Here is a 15,184-nt window from a genome sequence, read left to right as displayed (position 1 = left end):
GGGGTGGGTGGTGTGGGAGGGGGCTGCGGCTTCGGGGGAGTGTCCTGACGTCTGTCCATGGTCATCTCGTTCGGATGTCGGAAGTGGTCGGTGGAACGGAGTCTACGACGGAGGGTCGCACGGACACCGCTCGAAGGAAAAGTGAAATCATCTTTACAGGATGTCGATTCCACCGTAGCGTGTGGCGCGGTCGCCGATGGGGGCGACGCTCGACTGTGGACCACGTGGACTCGATGAGGAGATCGCGATGAGATGGAAACTGCCGCCTGTCAGGGCGGCCGGAGCGGCAGTCACTGCGTGCCTGCTGGTGAGCGGCTGCGCGACTGCAGAGGCCGGTGAGCAGCCGACCATGCTGCGAGTGTCGTCGGGCCTGAGCAGCCTCAACATCGCCTGGACGGCGGGCTCCATCCCATGGATGGAGGAGGTCGAGGAGAGGACGGGCGGCGACGTCACGTTCGAGTCGTTCACCGGCGGCGAGCTCGTCGAGCTGCGCCGTGAGACGCACGCGCTGGAGTCGGAGGTCATCGACATCGCGCTCATGCTGCCGATCTACCAGCCGGACCAGTACCCACTCGTCGAAGTGACGATGCTCCCGCTGAAGGAGTCCGACACCCTCATCGGCTCCACGGCGTGGAAGAGCCTCGTGGAAGGCGAGGAGGCGCTCTTCGACGGCCAGACGTACCACGAGTGGCAGTTCGAATCGGAGGGCCTGAAGGCCCTGCCCCTCCACACGACTCCGGAGTACTCGGTGTCGACGACGGGCGCCGCGTTCGAATCGCCGGAGGTGCTCGAGTCGCTCCAGCTGCGTACCGCCTCACGCGTGCAGAACATCACCGCAGAGCTCTTCGGGGCGAACACGGTGTCGATCCCCAACGCGGAGGCGTACGACGCCCTGAGCCGCGGCACGATCGACGGCGGGTTCGCCGCGGTCGCGGACTGGGGGAACTACGGCCTCCAGGACCTCTACCGGACGACGCTCACCGGCGTGAACTTCGGGCACTTCAATCTCAACATGGTCATGACCGACGACACGTGGAACTCCTTGGACCCGGAGGTCCGGGACATCATGCAGCAGGCTCTCGAGGACACGTACGAGCAGGCGGCGGGCAAGTGGATGGACCGGACGGACGAGACGCGCTCCTACAACGAGGACGAGGCCGACGGCCGGTTCGTCGACCTCGCCGATGTCCCCGACGAGGTGCGGACGCCGATCGAGGAATCGGCGAGCGCCACGTGGACCGAATGGATCGACATGATGGAAGCGCGCGGACTGCCCGGCCGGGAGGCCGCCGAGCAGTGGAAGAAGGCGGTCGAGGACGCCGGCGGAGAGGTGCCGGACGGCGCCCTCGAGGACGGTGCCTGACATGGGTGCAGAGATCGTCATCGCCATCACCCTCGTGCTGTTCCTCGGTGCGCTCGCGGTCGGTGCGCACATCCACACCGCGCTCTTCCTGGTGGGGATCGTGGGGATCCTCCTGCTCGAGGGCCCGGGGATGGTGCTCGGAATCGTCGGTCCCCAGCCGTTCGGCAGAGTCGCCGCCTATTCGCTCACCACGATCCCCCTCTTCGTGCTCATGGCGCAGTTCGTGCTGCAGGCGGGCATCGTCAAGGACGTCTTCACCCTGGTGAGCCGCGCGTCGCGGGGCAGGGCGGAACCCCTCAGCGCCCTCACGGTCACGGCGGGAGGTCTGCTGGGGGCGGTGTCCGGGTCGGGCTCCGCGACCTCCGCCGCGCTCGGCAGGGTCGCGATGCCGGAGCTCACGCGATACGGGATGTCGCCACCGCTCGCGGGAGCGACCGCTGCCGCCGCCGGTTCGCTGGCGGGCATCATCCCGCCGAGCATCATCCTGATCATCTACGGCGTCGCGACGGAGACGGCGATCGGCAACCTCTTCATGGGCGCGATCCTCCCGGGCCTCGCCGTGATGCTCGTCTACGTGGTCGTCGTCATCGTCCTCTACGCCATCGATGAGAAGAAGGCGGGGAAGCCGCGGGAGCCGTTCGTCGCAGAGCCGATCGGGATCGGGCGCACTGCGATCGCGCTGGGAACCGGTGCCGTGATCGTCGTCGTCGTGTTCGGCGGCATCTACTCCGGGATGGTGACGCCCACGGAGGCGGGTGCAGTCGGATCCTTCGCGGGGTTCGTCTCCGCCCTGCTCCTGAAGAAGGTGAACCGTGAGTTCCTCACGACGGCGCTCACGGAGACGGTCAAGATCTCCTCGATGGTGCTGCTGATCATCATCGCCGCGCAGGTGTTCAGCAAGTTCGTCTCGCTATCGCTCATCCCCCGCCGCCTCATCGACGCGCTGGGACCGCTGGTGGATCGTCCGATGCTCCTCCTGCTCGTGCTGGCGGCCGTGTTCTTCGTCCTCTTCATGTTCCTGGAGGGGGCGGCGGTCATCCTCATGACCGTGCCGATCCTGCTGCCGGTCATCGCGGAGACTGACATCGACCTGCTCTGGTTCGGCGTCTTCATCTCGATGCTGTGCACGGTGGGCACGATCTCGCCGCCCGTGGGGTTGTCCGTCTTCGCGGTATCGGGGGCGACGGGCGTCCCTTCGGGACCGGTCTTCCGCTACACGGTCTGGATCGCGCTCGTGACGACTGCGCTCGTCGCTGTGGTCATGATCCTGTTCCCCGAACTGGTCACCTGGATTCCATCCCTGGCGGGATGAGTGAGGAGTGTCGACAATGACTGAGATGCAGGCATATCGCCGCTTCAAGAAGGTGACGACTGCGGGCGCGGTGCTGAGCGGGATCGCGGTGTTCGTGCTGATGGCGTTCATCGTCACGGACGTCGTCCTGCGCAATCTGGGCGGCGCCTCGATCCCGGGCGGGTTCGAGATCGTGGAGAACTACCTGCTGCCCCTGATCGTCTTCCCGTCGCTGGCATGGGTCTGCGGGTCCGGCATCATGCCGAACATGGATCTGCTGATCCCCCGGCTGTCGGGGAAGGCCCGTCATCGGACGGTGCAGGTGATCGTCGCGGTGGAGGTCGTCGTGATCGGAGTCGTGTTCCTCGCGGCAGCGGTGCACGGGGTGTGGCACGTCGTGCACCAGTCGTCGTTCCTCGCGGGACTGACGATGCTTCCGCAGTGGCCGACCCAGCTGCTGGCCCCGCTGGGGCTGGGCCTGCTGTTCGTCGAGTGCTGCTTCGTGCTGCTCGTGAATCGGAAGCGCGACGAGGCCGGCTTCACCGTGGATCGCGGACCCGCCGAGGTCGTGCCGGACGGGCTCTGACCCGCGGCGGTCACGCGACGGAGGTCCCGAAGAGGAGACCCAGGAGGTACGTGACCGCGGCGGCGCCGAAGCCGATCGCCAGCTGGCGGAGCGCTCGGGGCAGCGGTGCGCGGCCGGAGAGGATGCCCACGATCCCACCGGTGACGAGCAGTGCCAGCCCCACGAGCGCAGCGGCGAGGATCACGGCGGGCGTCCCGTTCATGCCGAAGACGAACGGCAGGATCGGGATGACGGCGCCGGAGGAGAAGAAGCAGAAGCTCGAGATCGCCGCGCTCAGGCCGGTGCCCAGCTCCTCGTGGTCGTCGGCCGTGCCCGTGGCGGGTGCCGGGTCGCCGCGGTGCCCGGCGATCGGCCGGCGGTGCACGGGCGACTGTGCGGCGCGGATCTGAGTCGAGGCGGCCGAGGCCGCCTGGTCCTCGTCCATGCCGCGGGCGCGGTAGACGAGCGCGAGTTCGTTCGCGTCGAGGTCCAGGTGGGGGATCACGTGGCGGGACTCCGGGTCCGGCTCCGAGGCCTCGAGCAGCTCTCGCTGCGATCGCACCGACACGTATTCGCCGGCTCCCATCGACAGCGCGCCTGCCAGCAGGCCCGACACGCCCGTCAGCAGGACCGCGGCGGGGGTCATGCCGGCCGCGGCGACGCCGAGCACCAGCGCCAGGTTCGACACGAGGCCGTCGTTCGCTCCGAACACCGCGGCGCGGAAGCTGCCGGACAGCCGGGCCCGCGACTGCTGCGCGAGCGCCCTCACGACCTCGGCGTGGATCGTCTCGTCGGCGGCCATGCGGGAGGTCGCCCACCGGTCCGTGGCGTAGGGCGACTGCGATTCGGACTGCTGGGCGAGCGCGAGCACGAACACGGAGCCGAACACCCGGCCCAGGAATGCGAGGACGAGAGTGCCGAACGACGGGCGTCGGCGCGGCTCCGCGTAGTCGCCCAGCAGGGTGATCCAGTGCTGCTGGTGCCGGGCCTCCGCCTCGGCGAGCGCTGTGAGGATCTCCGCCTCCTCGCCGTCGCGGCGCTGGGCGAGCGTACGGTAGAGGCGCTCTTCGAGCCGCTCGTTCGCGAGGTGCTTCTGCCACCGGCGCACCAGCGCGCGGTCGGGACCGGACAGGGTGTCCGACACCGTGTAGATGGGACCGGTGAGCGGTTCGCGATCCTCGTCCGGGGTGAGTGCGGGTCCTCGGGAGTACGCCCCCGGATCGTCCGGTCGCTGGTCCGTCATGCGTGTCGTGCTCCCTCGGAGCGCCCGGAGGGGGCGCTGATCCTTCGTCCGGTGTGCGGTGGTCCGCGTTCGTGGAGAGTCTAGGAAACCACCGCGGTGAATTCAATACTTGCGCAACTGGTTGATCGATTGGGGAGGAGCGTCTCCACGGGCAGCGACGGCCGAAAGTCAGCTCGCACTCAGGTTCGTTATCGGTTCGTGACCTCGTGTCGTGACCATTCCGTTACTGTGTAGATCGTGTGATTGCGATCACAGGACGCTGAGCGGGGACTCCCGCGGCGCGTGATCCCGAAGGACGCACAGCACCTCTGCACACGGCATCGGAAGGATGACCATGCAACCTGTACACACAACGGCCGGGCGCGCTCTGCGCTGCACGGTGGGGGTCGCCGCGGCGGCCGCACTGGGCCTGGCCACTGTGGCACCGGCTCTCGCCTCGCCGACGGCCCCTGACGGGCCGACGGAGCACACCGACATGGATGTGACGGGCGCGGATGCGATGGAGCATCTGCAGCAGCTGTCGGACATCTCGCTCGCGAACGCCGACGACGGCCACCGCGCACTGGGCACAGCAGGATACGAAGCGGCCTCCGAGTACGTGGAAGGAGTCCTCGAGGGCACCGGCGCCTTCGACGTCTCCCGCCACTACTTCGACGTCGCAGACCAGACGTTCGGGGACGTCGCGCTCACCGTGGGCGACACCGACTACGACGTCGAGGCCTTCGCCTACACGGAAGCCGCGGACCCCGCACTCTCCGACGCAGTCCTCGCGCTGCCGGTCGACGACTCCTACGGTGACGGCGCCGGAGGTGAGCTCGGCTGCTCCCCCTCTGATTTCTCCGACGTGACCGACAAGATCGTGCTGGTCCAGCGCGGCGAGTGCGCCTTCGGTGAGAAGACGGCGAGCGCGACCGAGGCCGGCGCGGCCGGCGTCGTGATCTACAACACGGAGGCCGGGCCGGTCAACGGCACGCTCGGTGAGCGGATGGAGGGCAGCGCCCCCACCCTCGGACTGCAGCAGGCCGATGGCGAGGCGCTGCGCGACTCGCTGGTCGAGGCGGCCGAGGCGGATCCGGCTGAGGAGATCACCGCTGACTTCACCCTCGAGACCGAATTCACCACGGTGGAGACCTGGAACGTCATCGCAGAGACCACTGCGGGCGATGACGACAGCGTGCAGATGATCGGCGCGCACCTGGACGGCGTCGCGGAGGGCCCGGGCGTCAACGACAACGCGTCCGGTGTCGCCGGCATCCTGGCGGCGGCGGAGGCACTCGCGGCGCAGCCGACGGACGTGGACCACACCGTGCGGTTCGGGTTCTGGGGTGCGGAGGAGGTGGGCCTCGTCGGCTCCACCGAGTACGTGGCCTCGCTGCCCGCCGACGATCTCGATCGGATCCAGTCCTACCTGAACTTCGACATGATCGGTTCGGAGAACTACGTCGTCGGCACGCTCGACTCCGACGGCTCGGATGTCCCGCTGCCCCCGGGAGTGAATGTGCCGGAGGGATCGGCTGAGCTCGAGGCGATCTTCACCGACTTCTTCGACTCGAACGATCAGCCGCACGTCGGCACGGAGTTCTCCGGGCGCTCCGACTACCAGGCGTTCATCGACAACGGGGTGCCCGCCTCCGGCCTCTTCTCCGGCGCGGACGCGATCAAGACCGCGGAAGAGGTCGAGCTGTTCGGCGGCACCGAAGGCGTCCAGCAGGATCGGAACTACCACACGATCGACGACACGATCGAGAACGTGTCGACCGAGTCGATCGACATCTTCACCCCGGCGATCGCGTTCGCCGCGCACTCCGTGGCCTTCGACCTCGTCGACGGACCCACCGATGATCCGACGGACGATCCGACGGACGATCCGACGGGTGAGCCGACTGATGACCCGACCGGCGAGCCCACGGATGACCCGACGGGTGAGCCCACGGATGACCCGAGCGATCAGCCGACGGACGAGCCGACGGACGATCCGTCGGATCAGCCATCGGACGACCTGGCGCTCACGATCGCACCGGAGACGGTGGGGATCTCCGACTTCGTGGACGCAGACAAGGGCGTCGACCTGCAGGTGACCGGCCTGGAGCCGGGCGACGATGTGGACTTCACCGTCACCCCGACCTCGGGTCAGAACACCGAAGAGGCCGTGATCGCGGCATCCGCGGATGACGACGGCGTGGCGAGCACCAAGGTCTACGGCACCAACTCGGATGCCGCGGACGACTACATCGGCGACTACTCCGTCGAGGTCGACGGCGTGGACTCCGCGGATGCGAACGCAGGTGCAGAGCAGGCGGCGGCCGAGGCCTCGGCGGCGGACCTGAGCGGCACGTTCAGCGTCGTCGCGGACGAGGACGCACCCGACGGCGGCGATGACGGCGACGAGGGCGACAACGGTGACGACGGTGACGACAGCGGCAACGGCGGCGATGACGGTGATGACAGCGACAAGCTGCCGCGCACCGGCGCCGACTCGCTGCCGCTCTTCGCGGCCGGCGCAGCACTGCTGGTGGGCGGCGCAGCGGTCGTGGCCGCCACGCGCAGCCGCCGTCGCAGCTGAGCCCGGCGCGCAGCGGGAAGGGACTCGTCTGCTGACGCGGTCCACCCACGCGACGCGCTGACCGGCCGGTGAGCCGAGCGAGCGGGCTCCGAGCACTCCCTGGGGGAGGGCTCGGAGCCCGCTCGCATTGTGCTCATGGACTGAGCGATGGATTCTCGCGATGCAGATGCCGCGTGCAGTCCGCGACGATGACCGGGACGATGACGGGATGACACCCAAGCGCCTGTTCACCATCGTCGCGATCGGCGAGGCGATCACCTGGACCCTCCTGCTGCTGGGGATGTTCCTCAAGTACGTCACGCGGTCGACTGAGGTGATGGTGAGCATCGGCGGTGGAGTCCACGGGTTCATGTTCCTCGCCTACTGCGTCGCCACGGTGTTCGTGGGGGTGTCGCAGCAGTGGGGCATCCGGGCCATCCTGCTGGGCCTGGGCTCCGCGATCATTCCGTACGCCACGATCCCGTTCGAGATCGGGGCGAGGCGCCGCGGTCTGCTGGACGGTGCGTGGGGCCTGGCTGCCGGTGGTCGCGAGCCGAAGACCCTGCTCGAGCGCCCCATCGCATGGGGCATCCGGAAGCCCGTCTCCGCACTGCTGACAGGGGTGCTGGCGGTCGCCGTCGTGTTCACCGTGCTCCTGATCCTGGGTCCGCCCGTCTGATCTCCTTCATACTGGTAGTCCGCAACGTCGCCGTCGCTAAGGACAGCCATGCTCCAGTCCACACTTCCCGAGATCCTTCTCCTCGTGCTCCTCGTGGTGGTGCTGGCAGGCTGCGTCACCGTCGTCCTCGCCGCGCTTGCCGGCCTGCGCCGGATCGCCGCGCACCTTGCCGAGGACCGGGCGGAGCGCCGCGAGCAGGCTGAAGCCGCTGCGGAGCACGAGGCGGAGGACGCGCGTGCGAGGATCGCACTCGCAGACGCCCAGACGGAACTGCTCCGCGCGCAGACTCGAGCCGCGGAGGCTGGTGTGCGTGCCGCGGAGGCGCAGGAGCGCGCCGCAGACGCACAGACGCGAGAGGCGGAGGCGCGACAGCTCGCGGTCGAGGCGCAGACGCGCGCTGCGGAGGCCGAGGTTCGCGCTGCAGAATCGCAGGGGCGCGCTGCGGAGGCTCAGGTGCTCGCGGCAGAAACACAGCAGCGAGCCGCCGAGGCCGCGGCTGCCGGGACTGCGAGGCAGGCCGGACCGCTCGAGCGAGACGGGGAGAAGGGCGGTCCTTCCGCCGAGGCCGTCGCGAGCGGATCCGCGGACGGTACGACCGACCGCCCGACCACGGGCACGGACGGCACCGGTGGCGCACCGGGATGGAACGATGCGCTGGCCGACATCCAGCAGGCGCTGGGCGGCATGGGCGGCCTCAGCGGTCTGGGGAATCTGGCGAACTGGGGAGGTGCGGGCGGCCTCGGCGGCGCGTCCGGCAGCGGCTCGCGCGGATCGTCGAAGGGCGCTTCGCCGCTGGATCCCGAGCTGTTCGACAGGCTCCCGGACGAAGTCCGCAGGATGCTGCGCGATCTGCAGAAGCGCAGAGGCGACGGGCTCGACACGGATGCGCTGCGGGGCTGGCTCAGTGATCGGCTCGGCGGCTGGGGCGACCGGGGGAGTGCCGGATCCGGCACCGACGGTGGTGCGGGCGCAGGTGACGGTGCGGGTGACAGGTCCGGTGACGGAGAGGCCGGCGCTGCGGGTGGCTCAGGCCGCCGCATGGGCTTCCAGCCGGAGCCGGAGCCAGGATCGGAGTCCGGGTCAGACACAGCAGAAGGCCCGCCCGCGGGAGTGTGGGACATCGACGATGAGGTGACCGATGCGACCGGCGGGATCGACGTGAACGCGCTGATCGAGGACGCACTGCAGGACCGCAGGCGACGCCAGGGTGGCGCGACTCCCGGTGAGCGCGCGGATTCTGGCACCACGGACGACGGGGGCGTCGCTGAGGATGAGGGGGACGCTGACGACGGGGGAGACTCCGCGACCGGCGACGAGGAGCGCTGACCCGGAGTCTGATCTTCCGCAGCCTGAGCTTCCGGTGCCCGGTCGGTCCGGTGCCCGGTCGGTCCGGAGTCAGCGGGTGATGTCGATGGTCTCCGTGCGGAACTTCTCCAGCTGACCCGGGTCGATCGTCACGCCGAACCCGGGACCCGTGGGGATCTCGACGGCGCCATCGCGCTGCACGATCTCCTCTGTGATGTCCTCGTGGAAGAAGCGCTTCGACCCGGAGATGTCGCCCGGCAGTGAGAAGCCGGGCAGCGTCGCCAGCGCGGCGTTCGCCGCGCGCCCCAGGCCGGTCTCGACCATGCCGCCGTGCCAGACGGCGACCCCGTGCGCGGATGCGAGGTCGTGGATCCGCTTCGCCTCGAGGAAGCCGCCCACGCGTCCGGGCTTGATGTTGATGACGGCTGCGGCGCCCAGCGAGATGGCGTCCGCTGCGGACTCCGCGGACACGATCGACTCGTCCAGGCACATCGGCGTGCTCATGAGCTTCGCGAGCTCGGCGTGCTGGCGGATGTCCGCCTCGCCCAGGGGCTGCTCGATGAGGAGGAGGCCGTAGTCGTCGAGCTTTGTGAGGTGCGCTGCGTCGACCAGCGTGTACGCGGCGTTCGCATCGACCTGGAAGAGGAAGTCGTCGCCGTACTCCTTGCGCAGCGCGGCGACGGGCTCGAGGTCCGCGCCGGGCTTGATCTTCAGCTTGATACGGGCGTAGCCCTCATCCAGGTAGCCGCCCACGGCCTCGAGCAGTTCGGGGATCGACCGCTGGATGCCCACGGAGACGCCCGACGGCACGGAGTCGACGACACCGCCCACATACTCCTTGAACGACTGGTTGCGCATCTTCAGCTGGGCCTCGAGCACCGCCATCTCCAGGGCCGACTTCGCCATAGGGTGGCCGATGATGGGCTTGAGGTGCCAGGCGACGGTCTCCGCCGTGAGGTTCTCCACGTCGAAGAGGATCGGGACCATCCAGTCGCGGGTCACCGCGATGCCTCCGTCCACGTATTCGTCGGAGTAGAGGGGCGAGATCATCGCAACGGATTCGCCCCACCCGGTGATCGGTCCGGACTCCGTGTCGAACGACGCCTCGACGAGGTAGCAGTGCTTCTCCGTCTGCCGGGCGAACGAGGTCTCGAACGGTGTGACGAGTGGGAGGGACACGCGGTGGAGTCGGAGCGATGTGAGCTGCATGACATCACAGTAGCAATCGCGTCCGGCGCCTATTCGCCCGTCAGGCCGTCGATCGCCTCGCGGAGCAGGTCCGCGTGGCCGACGTGGCGCGCGTACTCCTCGACGAGGTGGACGAGGATCCAGCGCAGCGTCACCTGCTCGCCGCTGCCCTTGTCCTCGTGGCGTCCGGCCATGGCGGCATCAGGTCCGTGGGCGGCGACGAGGCCGTCGACGATCCCGCGGGAGCGCTCGACACTGTCCTCCCACAGCTTCCACAGCGCGTCCGCGTCCGAGGTGCCGGCGAGGTGCCAGTCCGCGTCCTGGTCCGCGTCCCAGTCGGTCGAGGCCCAGGGCTCCGGCATCTCGCCGCCCACGCAGAGGCTGAGCCAGAAGTCCTCGACGAAGGACAGATGGGAGAGCATGCCTCCCAGCGTCATCGCGGAGGACGGAAGGGTGGCCCGCAGCTGGTCGATGTCGAGTCCGCGGATCTTCCACGCGAGTGTCTGCCGGTGGAAGTCGATGTACCCGGTGACGGTGTCGTGCTCGTCCGCGAGGAGCGGCGGGTCGGTGCGACCTGCCGGGTCGTCCGAGGCAGTGCGGGAGTCATCAGTGGTGATGCGCGAGTCTTCAGAGGTGGTGGAGGTGTCCGGTGCGTCGTTGCTGTCCGCTGTCATCTGGCAATAGTGCCAGCAGTGGAGTCCCAGCGGTAGCGTTCCGGACATGACTGATGCGGCTGCGGTGCGGAACGAACTCAGCGAAGAGTCGCGTGCGGTGCTGGATGCACTCATCGACGCGCGGCCCACCGTCTGGATCCCCGACCGGACGAAGGCGGAGACGCGTGCGGAGGCCTCCGGCCGTATCAGCGCCGATGATGCGACCGCCACGGCTGCCGCGCCGGTGCTGACTCCCGCCCTCATCGACGCGGCAGAGGAGCGGTTCCGCTGGTTCGCGCCGCTCTTCGAGGAGCTGTTCCCCCAGACCCGTGCGCGGGGCGGCGTGATCGAATCGCCGCTGGAGAAGGTCGCATCGCTCAGCCGCGCGCTGGGAGAGGAGTTCGGGGAGGACTTCCCGCACGACCTGTGGGTCAAGCGGGACGATGCGCTCGCCGTCAGCGGCTCCGTGAAGTCGCGCGGTGGGATCCACGAGGTTCTCGAGGTCGCGCTGGGTGCCGCCCGGGACCTCGGCGTCGATCTGGAGCGCGGCCCGCTGGTCTTCCTCGACGACGCGGTGCGGCAGCGCCTGTCGCGCAGGCGGATCGTCGTCGGGTCCACGGGCAACCTCGGCATGTCGATCGGCCTCATGGGCGCGATCCTGGGGTTCAGCGTCACCGTGCACATGTCCCACGACGCGAAGGCGTGGAAGAAGGACACGCTGCGGGGCTCCGGGGTCGAGGTCGTCGAGCACGCCACGGATTTCACCCGGGCGGTGCACGCCGGTCGTGCCGCCGCGGACGCGGATCCGGACGCCCACTTCATCGACGACGAGAACTCGCTCAGCCTCTTCGCGGGCTACGCCGTCGCAGGCAGGCGGCTGGCGGGTCAGCTGGCGGCGGCCTCGGTCGTGGTCGACGAGGACCATCCGCTCACGGTGCACCTGCCGTGCGGGATCGGCGGTGCGCCCGGCGGGATCGCGTACGGACTGCGGACGGAGTTCGGGGACGCTGTCCGCTGCGTGTTCGTCGAGCCGGTGTCGATGCCGGCGTTCCTGCTGGGCAGGCTCACCGGGCTGGACGACGGGATCGCCGTGACGGATGTGGGCCTGGGTGCGCTGACCGTTGCGGACGGGCTGGCCGTCGGGCGGCCATCGGGGTTCGTCGGGAAGGCCGTCGGGCACCTGCTGCACGGGTACGTGACCGTCACGGATGACGACCTGCTGCGCACGCTGGCCGTCGCCGAGGCCGCCGCCGGGCTGCGCCTGGAGCCCTCCGCCTGCGCGGGGCTGAGGTCGGCGGGTCGGTTCGCGGGCGCTGGCACCGCCGGTGCGGACCGGGCCCCCGATCCCGCGCGTGCAGGTCGGACGGACTCCGGCATGCACATCGCATGGCTGACGGGCGGCTCTCTCGTGCCGGACGACGAGTACGCCGGGCTGCTGGAGGCCGGGCGACGACTGCTGCGGAACCGCTGACACGAACGCGTTCAGTGCGCATTCCACGGCGCTCGGAGGTCAGTGGAGCGCGCACTGAACGTATTCGGCGATGTGTTCAGCCTCGCGTTCAGCCCAGCTGGTCGGCGATGAGCGCGGCGAGCAGGGCCGTGCGCGAAGCGATGTACGACGACAGCGCGTGCTCGTGCTCCGCGTGCGCGCCGTCTCCCACCGCACCCAGGCCGTCGAGCGTCGGGATGCCGTCGCCGGCTGTGTAGTTGCCGTCCGAGGCTCCGCCCACCTCGACGCCCTGGGGCGGCTCGATGCCGATTGCCTCCGACAGGGCTGCGGCGCGGTCGAACAGCGACTCCGCCATCGAGCGCTCCATCGGCGGCCGATTGATGCCGCCCTGCACCTCGATCGTCGCGCCGTCCAGCACCGGCCGCAGCGCGCGGATCGCGTCGTCGACCCGCTGGAGCTCGTCCTGTGTCTTGGCGCGCACATCGACGTCGAACCGTGCGAGCGCCGGCACCGTGTTCGTCGTCGTCCCGCCGCTGAAGACGGTGGGGGTCACGGTGGTGCCCTGATCCGGGTTCGCCAGGCCCGCCACGGCCAGCATCTGGTGGGACATCTCGAGTCCTGCGTTCACGCCCTTCTCCGGGTCGAGGCCCGCATGGGACGCCCGTCCGTGGAGGACGATCGTGTACATCGACGTGCCCTTGCGCGCGATCTTCAGCGCACCACCCTCACCGGCTGCGGCCTCCATGACGAACGCGGCGCGCGCCTGTGCGGCCTCCTCGCGCAGCAGCGGGGCGCCGGTGTGTGAGCCGACCTCCTCATCGCCGGTCACGACGATGCTGAGTCCGTCCACCGCCTCGGGCCCGCCCTGTTCGATGAGCATCGCGGTGGCGTGCACGGACATGACCGCGCCGGTGAGCATGTCGAAGCTTCCCGGCCCGCGGACGACCCCGTCCTCGTGCGAGAAGGGGATCCGCTCGAGCGTGCCGTGCGGCCACACGGTGTCCTGATGGTTGACGAGGACCACCTTCGCGGGGCCGGAGCCGAACCGCAGCCTCAGGTGTGTGACGCCGTCGACCGTGACGGTCTCCGGAGTCGCCCCCAGTCGCTCGGTGACGAAAGCGGCGAAGTCCTGGGCGCCTCGGGCGACGGCCTCCAGGTCCGACGACGGGGTCTCGATCGAGATCGCCCGCTCGATGTCCTCGAGCATCTGGGGGAGACGGGACTCCGCGGCGGACAGGAGCGCGGGGTGGTCGAGGGAGGCGTCCGAGTTCGAGGTGGGATGCGTCATGCCTCCGATTCTAGGATCAGTGCGCTCGCGATGGTCGGCGGGTGGGACGGCGGTCGACGATCCGAAGGGCGGAACACGAGACGAGACCATCGTCGGTGTGCCAGTCTGTGCTCCATGGGAGAAGCAGTCGGCTCCGTCCGATACACACCGCGCGAACGGACCCTCTATCGTCGGAAGCTCCAGGAGAACCTGGAGACCTTCGATACGTATCTGCAGAACGCGAGCTTCGAGTCGAAGGGCACGATCGGACTCGAGCTCGAGTTCAACCTCGTGGACGAGCACGGCGCGCCGGCGCTTGCGAACCTCGATGTGCTCGACACGCTGGACGACGGTGATTTCCAATCGGAGATCGGCGCCTACAACCTCGAGGTCAACATGCCGGTCTCGAGGGTGCGGGATGCGGGGCTCAAGCAGCTGGAGAAGGGGCTCGACGAGCGCCTCGCGAAGCTCCGTGCGGCCGCTCGCACGCACGACGTCACGCCGGTCTCCATCGGCACCCTGCCCACGGTGACGACGGAGCTGCTCGAGGACGAGCAGTGGATCACGCCGGAGAACCGCTACCGGGCGCTGTCCACCGCCGTCGTCGAGGCCCGCGGCGAGTACGTCGGGATCGACCTGTCCCGCGAGGACCACTACGCGCACGACTTCACGGACATCGCGCCCGAATCCACGTGCACGTCGATGCAGCTGCACCTCCAGGTGGCGCCCAACCGTTTCGCGGACGCGTGGAACGCGTCGCAGGCGATCGCCGGCGTGCAGATCGCGATGGCGGCGAACTCGCCCCTGTTCCTGGGCCACCGGCTGTGGCACGAATCCCGCCTGCCCGTGTTCGCGCAGTCGATCGACACCCGCACCCCGGAGCTCGAGCATCAGGGCGTGCGTCCGCGCGTGTGGTTCGGCGAGCGGTGGATCACCAGCGTCTTCGACCTCTTCGAGGAGAACGTCCAGTACTTCCCGCCGCTCCTGCCGGAGACCCGGGAGGCATCGGGCCGTCCGATCCTCACCGACAACGGCACCCCGTACCTGCATGAGCTCAACCTCCACAACGGCACGGTCTGGCGGTGGAACCGGCCGATCTACGCGCCCGGTCGGCGCAGCGCCCACATCCGTCTGGAGAACCGGATCCTGCCGGCAGGGCCGACGACCGTGGACATGGTCGCGGATGCCGCGTTCTACTACGGGCTCATCGCCTTCCTCGTGCGGGAGAACCGGCCGGTGTGGTCGCGGATGACGTTCGCGGAGGCGCAGGAGAACTTCGAGAACGGTGCCCGCGACGGGATCGGCGCGCGCCTGACGTGGCCGCGGCACGGCACGATGGACGTCGCAGAGCTGGTGCTCGAGACGCTCGCCCCGCAGGCACGTGAGGGACTGGAGCAGCTGGAGGTCGATGAGGAGGTCATCGACGAGTACATCGGCATCTACGAAGCCCGGGCCCGCACGGGCCGCAACGGCGCCTGGTGGCAGCGGAAGGCGCTCGACGCGTTCGCCGGGCGCGCACCGGTCGGCTCGGTCGAGCGGGAGGAGGCGCTGCTCAAGGTGGTCCGCCTCTATACGCAGAATCAGCAGGACGGCCGTCCCGTGCACACGTGGGAGCTGCCGGGGGAGTGAGCCGCGTGT

At 69.2% G+C, this 15,184-nt stretch carries 12 protein-coding genes; 8 read left to right on the top strand and 4 right to left on the bottom strand.

What is annotated here, in order from left to right; all coding sequences use genetic code 11:
• The first annotated feature begins 247 nt into the window (after nt 1–247).
• Genes FM105_RS13895 through FM105_RS13885 form a run of 3 tightly spaced genes read left to right on the top strand, consistent with a single transcriptional unit; the run spans nt 248 to nt 3,240 of the window.
• A complete protein-coding gene (locus tag FM105_RS13895; protein WP_179207203.1) occupies nt 248–1,363 on the top strand; it encodes a TRAP transporter substrate-binding protein DctP in 1,116 nt (371 codons plus the stop codon).
• Between the two features lies 1 nt (nt 1,364).
• Complete coding sequence (locus FM105_RS13890; RefSeq protein ID WP_087009203.1) at nt 1,365–2,675, top strand: TRAP transporter large permease; 1,311 nt, start codon at nt 1,365–1,367, stop codon at nt 2,673–2,675.
• A 16-nt stretch (nt 2,676–2,691) separates the two neighbouring features.
• Nucleotides 2,692–3,240 (top strand): TRAP transporter small permease, encoded by a 549-nt coding sequence (locus FM105_RS13885; protein ID WP_087009201.1) that lies wholly within the window; start codon nt 2,692–2,694, stop codon nt 3,238–3,240.
• Between the two features lie 10 nt (nt 3,241–3,250).
• Here FM105_RS13885 and FM105_RS13880 read toward each other — a convergent pair whose 3' ends face one another.
• A complete protein-coding gene (locus tag FM105_RS13880; RefSeq protein ID WP_087009199.1) occupies nt 3,251–4,462 on the bottom strand; it encodes a VIT1/CCC1 transporter family protein in 1,212 nt (403 codons plus the stop codon).
• Between the two features lie 334 nt (nt 4,463–4,796).
• On the opposite strand from FM105_RS13880, the gene FM105_RS13875 reads away from it, so the two are divergent.
• The 3 genes from FM105_RS13875 to FM105_RS13865 all read left to right on the top strand — a co-directional run bounded on the left by FM105_RS13875 (nt 4,797) and on the right by FM105_RS13865 (nt 9,009).
• Nucleotides 4,797–7,025, top strand: a complete 2,229-nt coding sequence (locus FM105_RS13875) for a M20/M25/M40 family metallo-hydrolase (protein ID WP_256970423.1) — start codon at nt 4,797–4,799, stop codon at nt 7,023–7,025.
• A 160-nt stretch (nt 7,026–7,185) separates the two neighbouring features.
• Entirely contained in the window at nt 7,186–7,683 is a 498-nt protein-coding gene (locus FM105_RS13870) for a DUF3817 domain-containing protein (RefSeq protein WP_256970422.1), read from the top strand.
• Between the two features lie 48 nt (nt 7,684–7,731).
• A complete protein-coding gene (locus FM105_RS13865; RefSeq protein WP_087009195.1) occupies nt 7,732–9,009 on the top strand; it encodes a hypothetical protein in 1,278 nt (425 codons plus the stop codon).
• Nucleotides 9,010–9,078: 69 nt separating this feature from the next.
• Here FM105_RS13865 and menC read toward each other — a convergent pair whose 3' ends face one another.
• Both menC and FM105_RS13855 read right to left on the bottom strand, forming a co-directional pair.
• Nucleotides 9,079–10,197 (bottom strand): o-succinylbenzoate synthase, encoded by a 1,119-nt coding sequence (gene menC / locus FM105_RS13860; RefSeq protein WP_087009193.1) that lies wholly within the window; start codon nt 10,195–10,197, stop codon nt 9,079–9,081.
• A gap of 29 nt (nt 10,198–10,226) precedes the next feature.
• A complete protein-coding gene (locus FM105_RS13855; protein WP_087009191.1) occupies nt 10,227–10,850 on the bottom strand; it encodes a DinB family protein in 624 nt (207 codons plus the stop codon).
• A gap of 46 nt (nt 10,851–10,896) precedes the next feature.
• Here FM105_RS13855 and FM105_RS13850 point away from each other — a divergent pair, with 46 nt between their 5' ends.
• Complete coding sequence (locus FM105_RS13850; RefSeq protein WP_087009190.1) at nt 10,897–12,300, top strand: D-serine ammonia-lyase; 1,404 nt, start codon at nt 10,897–10,899, stop codon at nt 12,298–12,300.
• Nucleotides 12,301–12,388: 88 nt separating this feature from the next.
• Here the strand turns inward: FM105_RS13850 and FM105_RS13845 are convergent, their stop codons facing one another.
• Nucleotides 12,389–13,567 (bottom strand): M20 family metallopeptidase, encoded by a 1,179-nt coding sequence (locus tag FM105_RS13845; protein ID WP_087009188.1) that lies wholly within the window; start codon nt 13,565–13,567, stop codon nt 12,389–12,391.
• Nucleotides 13,568–13,681: 114 nt separating this feature from the next.
• Between FM105_RS13845 and FM105_RS13840 the strand changes: the two genes are divergently transcribed.
• Nucleotides 13,682–15,175 (top strand): glutamate--cysteine ligase, encoded by a 1,494-nt coding sequence (locus FM105_RS13840; RefSeq protein ID WP_087009186.1) that lies wholly within the window; start codon nt 13,682–13,684, stop codon nt 15,173–15,175.
• The last annotated feature ends 9 nt before the right edge of the window (nt 15,176–15,184 follow it).

The organism is Brevibacterium yomogidense (assembly GCF_900163715.1).
Classification (GTDB): Bacteria; Actinomycetota; Actinomycetes; order Actinomycetales; family Brevibacteriaceae; genus Brevibacterium; species Brevibacterium yomogidense_A.
The sequence above is the reverse complement of the archived record's forward strand: the minus strand, read 5'-3'. Positions and strand labels throughout refer to the sequence as shown.

Coding starts and splice junctions, on each gene's coding strand:
- FM105_RS13895 (WP_179207203.1), top strand. CDS start 248: ATGAGATGGAAACTGCCGCCTGTCAGGGCGGCCGGAGCGGCAGTCACT.
- FM105_RS13890 (WP_087009203.1), top strand. CDS start 1,365: ATGGGTGCAGAGATCGTCATCGCCATCACCCTCGTGCTGTTCCTCGGT.
- FM105_RS13885 (WP_087009201.1), top strand. CDS start 2,692: ATGACTGAGATGCAGGCATATCGCCGCTTCAAGAAGGTGACGACTGCG.
- FM105_RS13880 (WP_087009199.1), bottom strand. CDS start 4,462: ATGACGGACCAGCGACCGGACGATCCGGGGGCGTACTCCCGAGGACCC.
- FM105_RS13875 (WP_256970423.1), top strand. CDS start 4,797: ATGCAACCTGTACACACAACGGCCGGGCGCGCTCTGCGCTGCACGGTG.
- FM105_RS13870 (WP_256970422.1), top strand. CDS start 7,186: ATGCAGATGCCGCGTGCAGTCCGCGACGATGACCGGGACGATGACGGG.
- FM105_RS13865 (WP_087009195.1), top strand. CDS start 7,732: ATGCTCCAGTCCACACTTCCCGAGATCCTTCTCCTCGTGCTCCTCGTG.
- menC (WP_087009193.1), bottom strand. CDS start 10,197: ATGCAGCTCACATCGCTCCGACTCCACCGCGTGTCCCTCCCACTCGTC.
- FM105_RS13855 (WP_087009191.1), bottom strand. CDS start 10,850: ATGACAGCGGACAGCAACGACGCACCGGACACCTCCACCACCTCTGAA.
- FM105_RS13850 (WP_087009190.1), top strand. CDS start 10,897: ATGACTGATGCGGCTGCGGTGCGGAACGAACTCAGCGAAGAGTCGCGT.
- FM105_RS13845 (WP_087009188.1), bottom strand. CDS start 13,567: ATGACGCATCCCACCTCGAACTCGGACGCCTCCCTCGACCACCCCGCG.
- FM105_RS13840 (WP_087009186.1), top strand. CDS start 13,682: ATGGGAGAAGCAGTCGGCTCCGTCCGATACACACCGCGCGAACGGACC.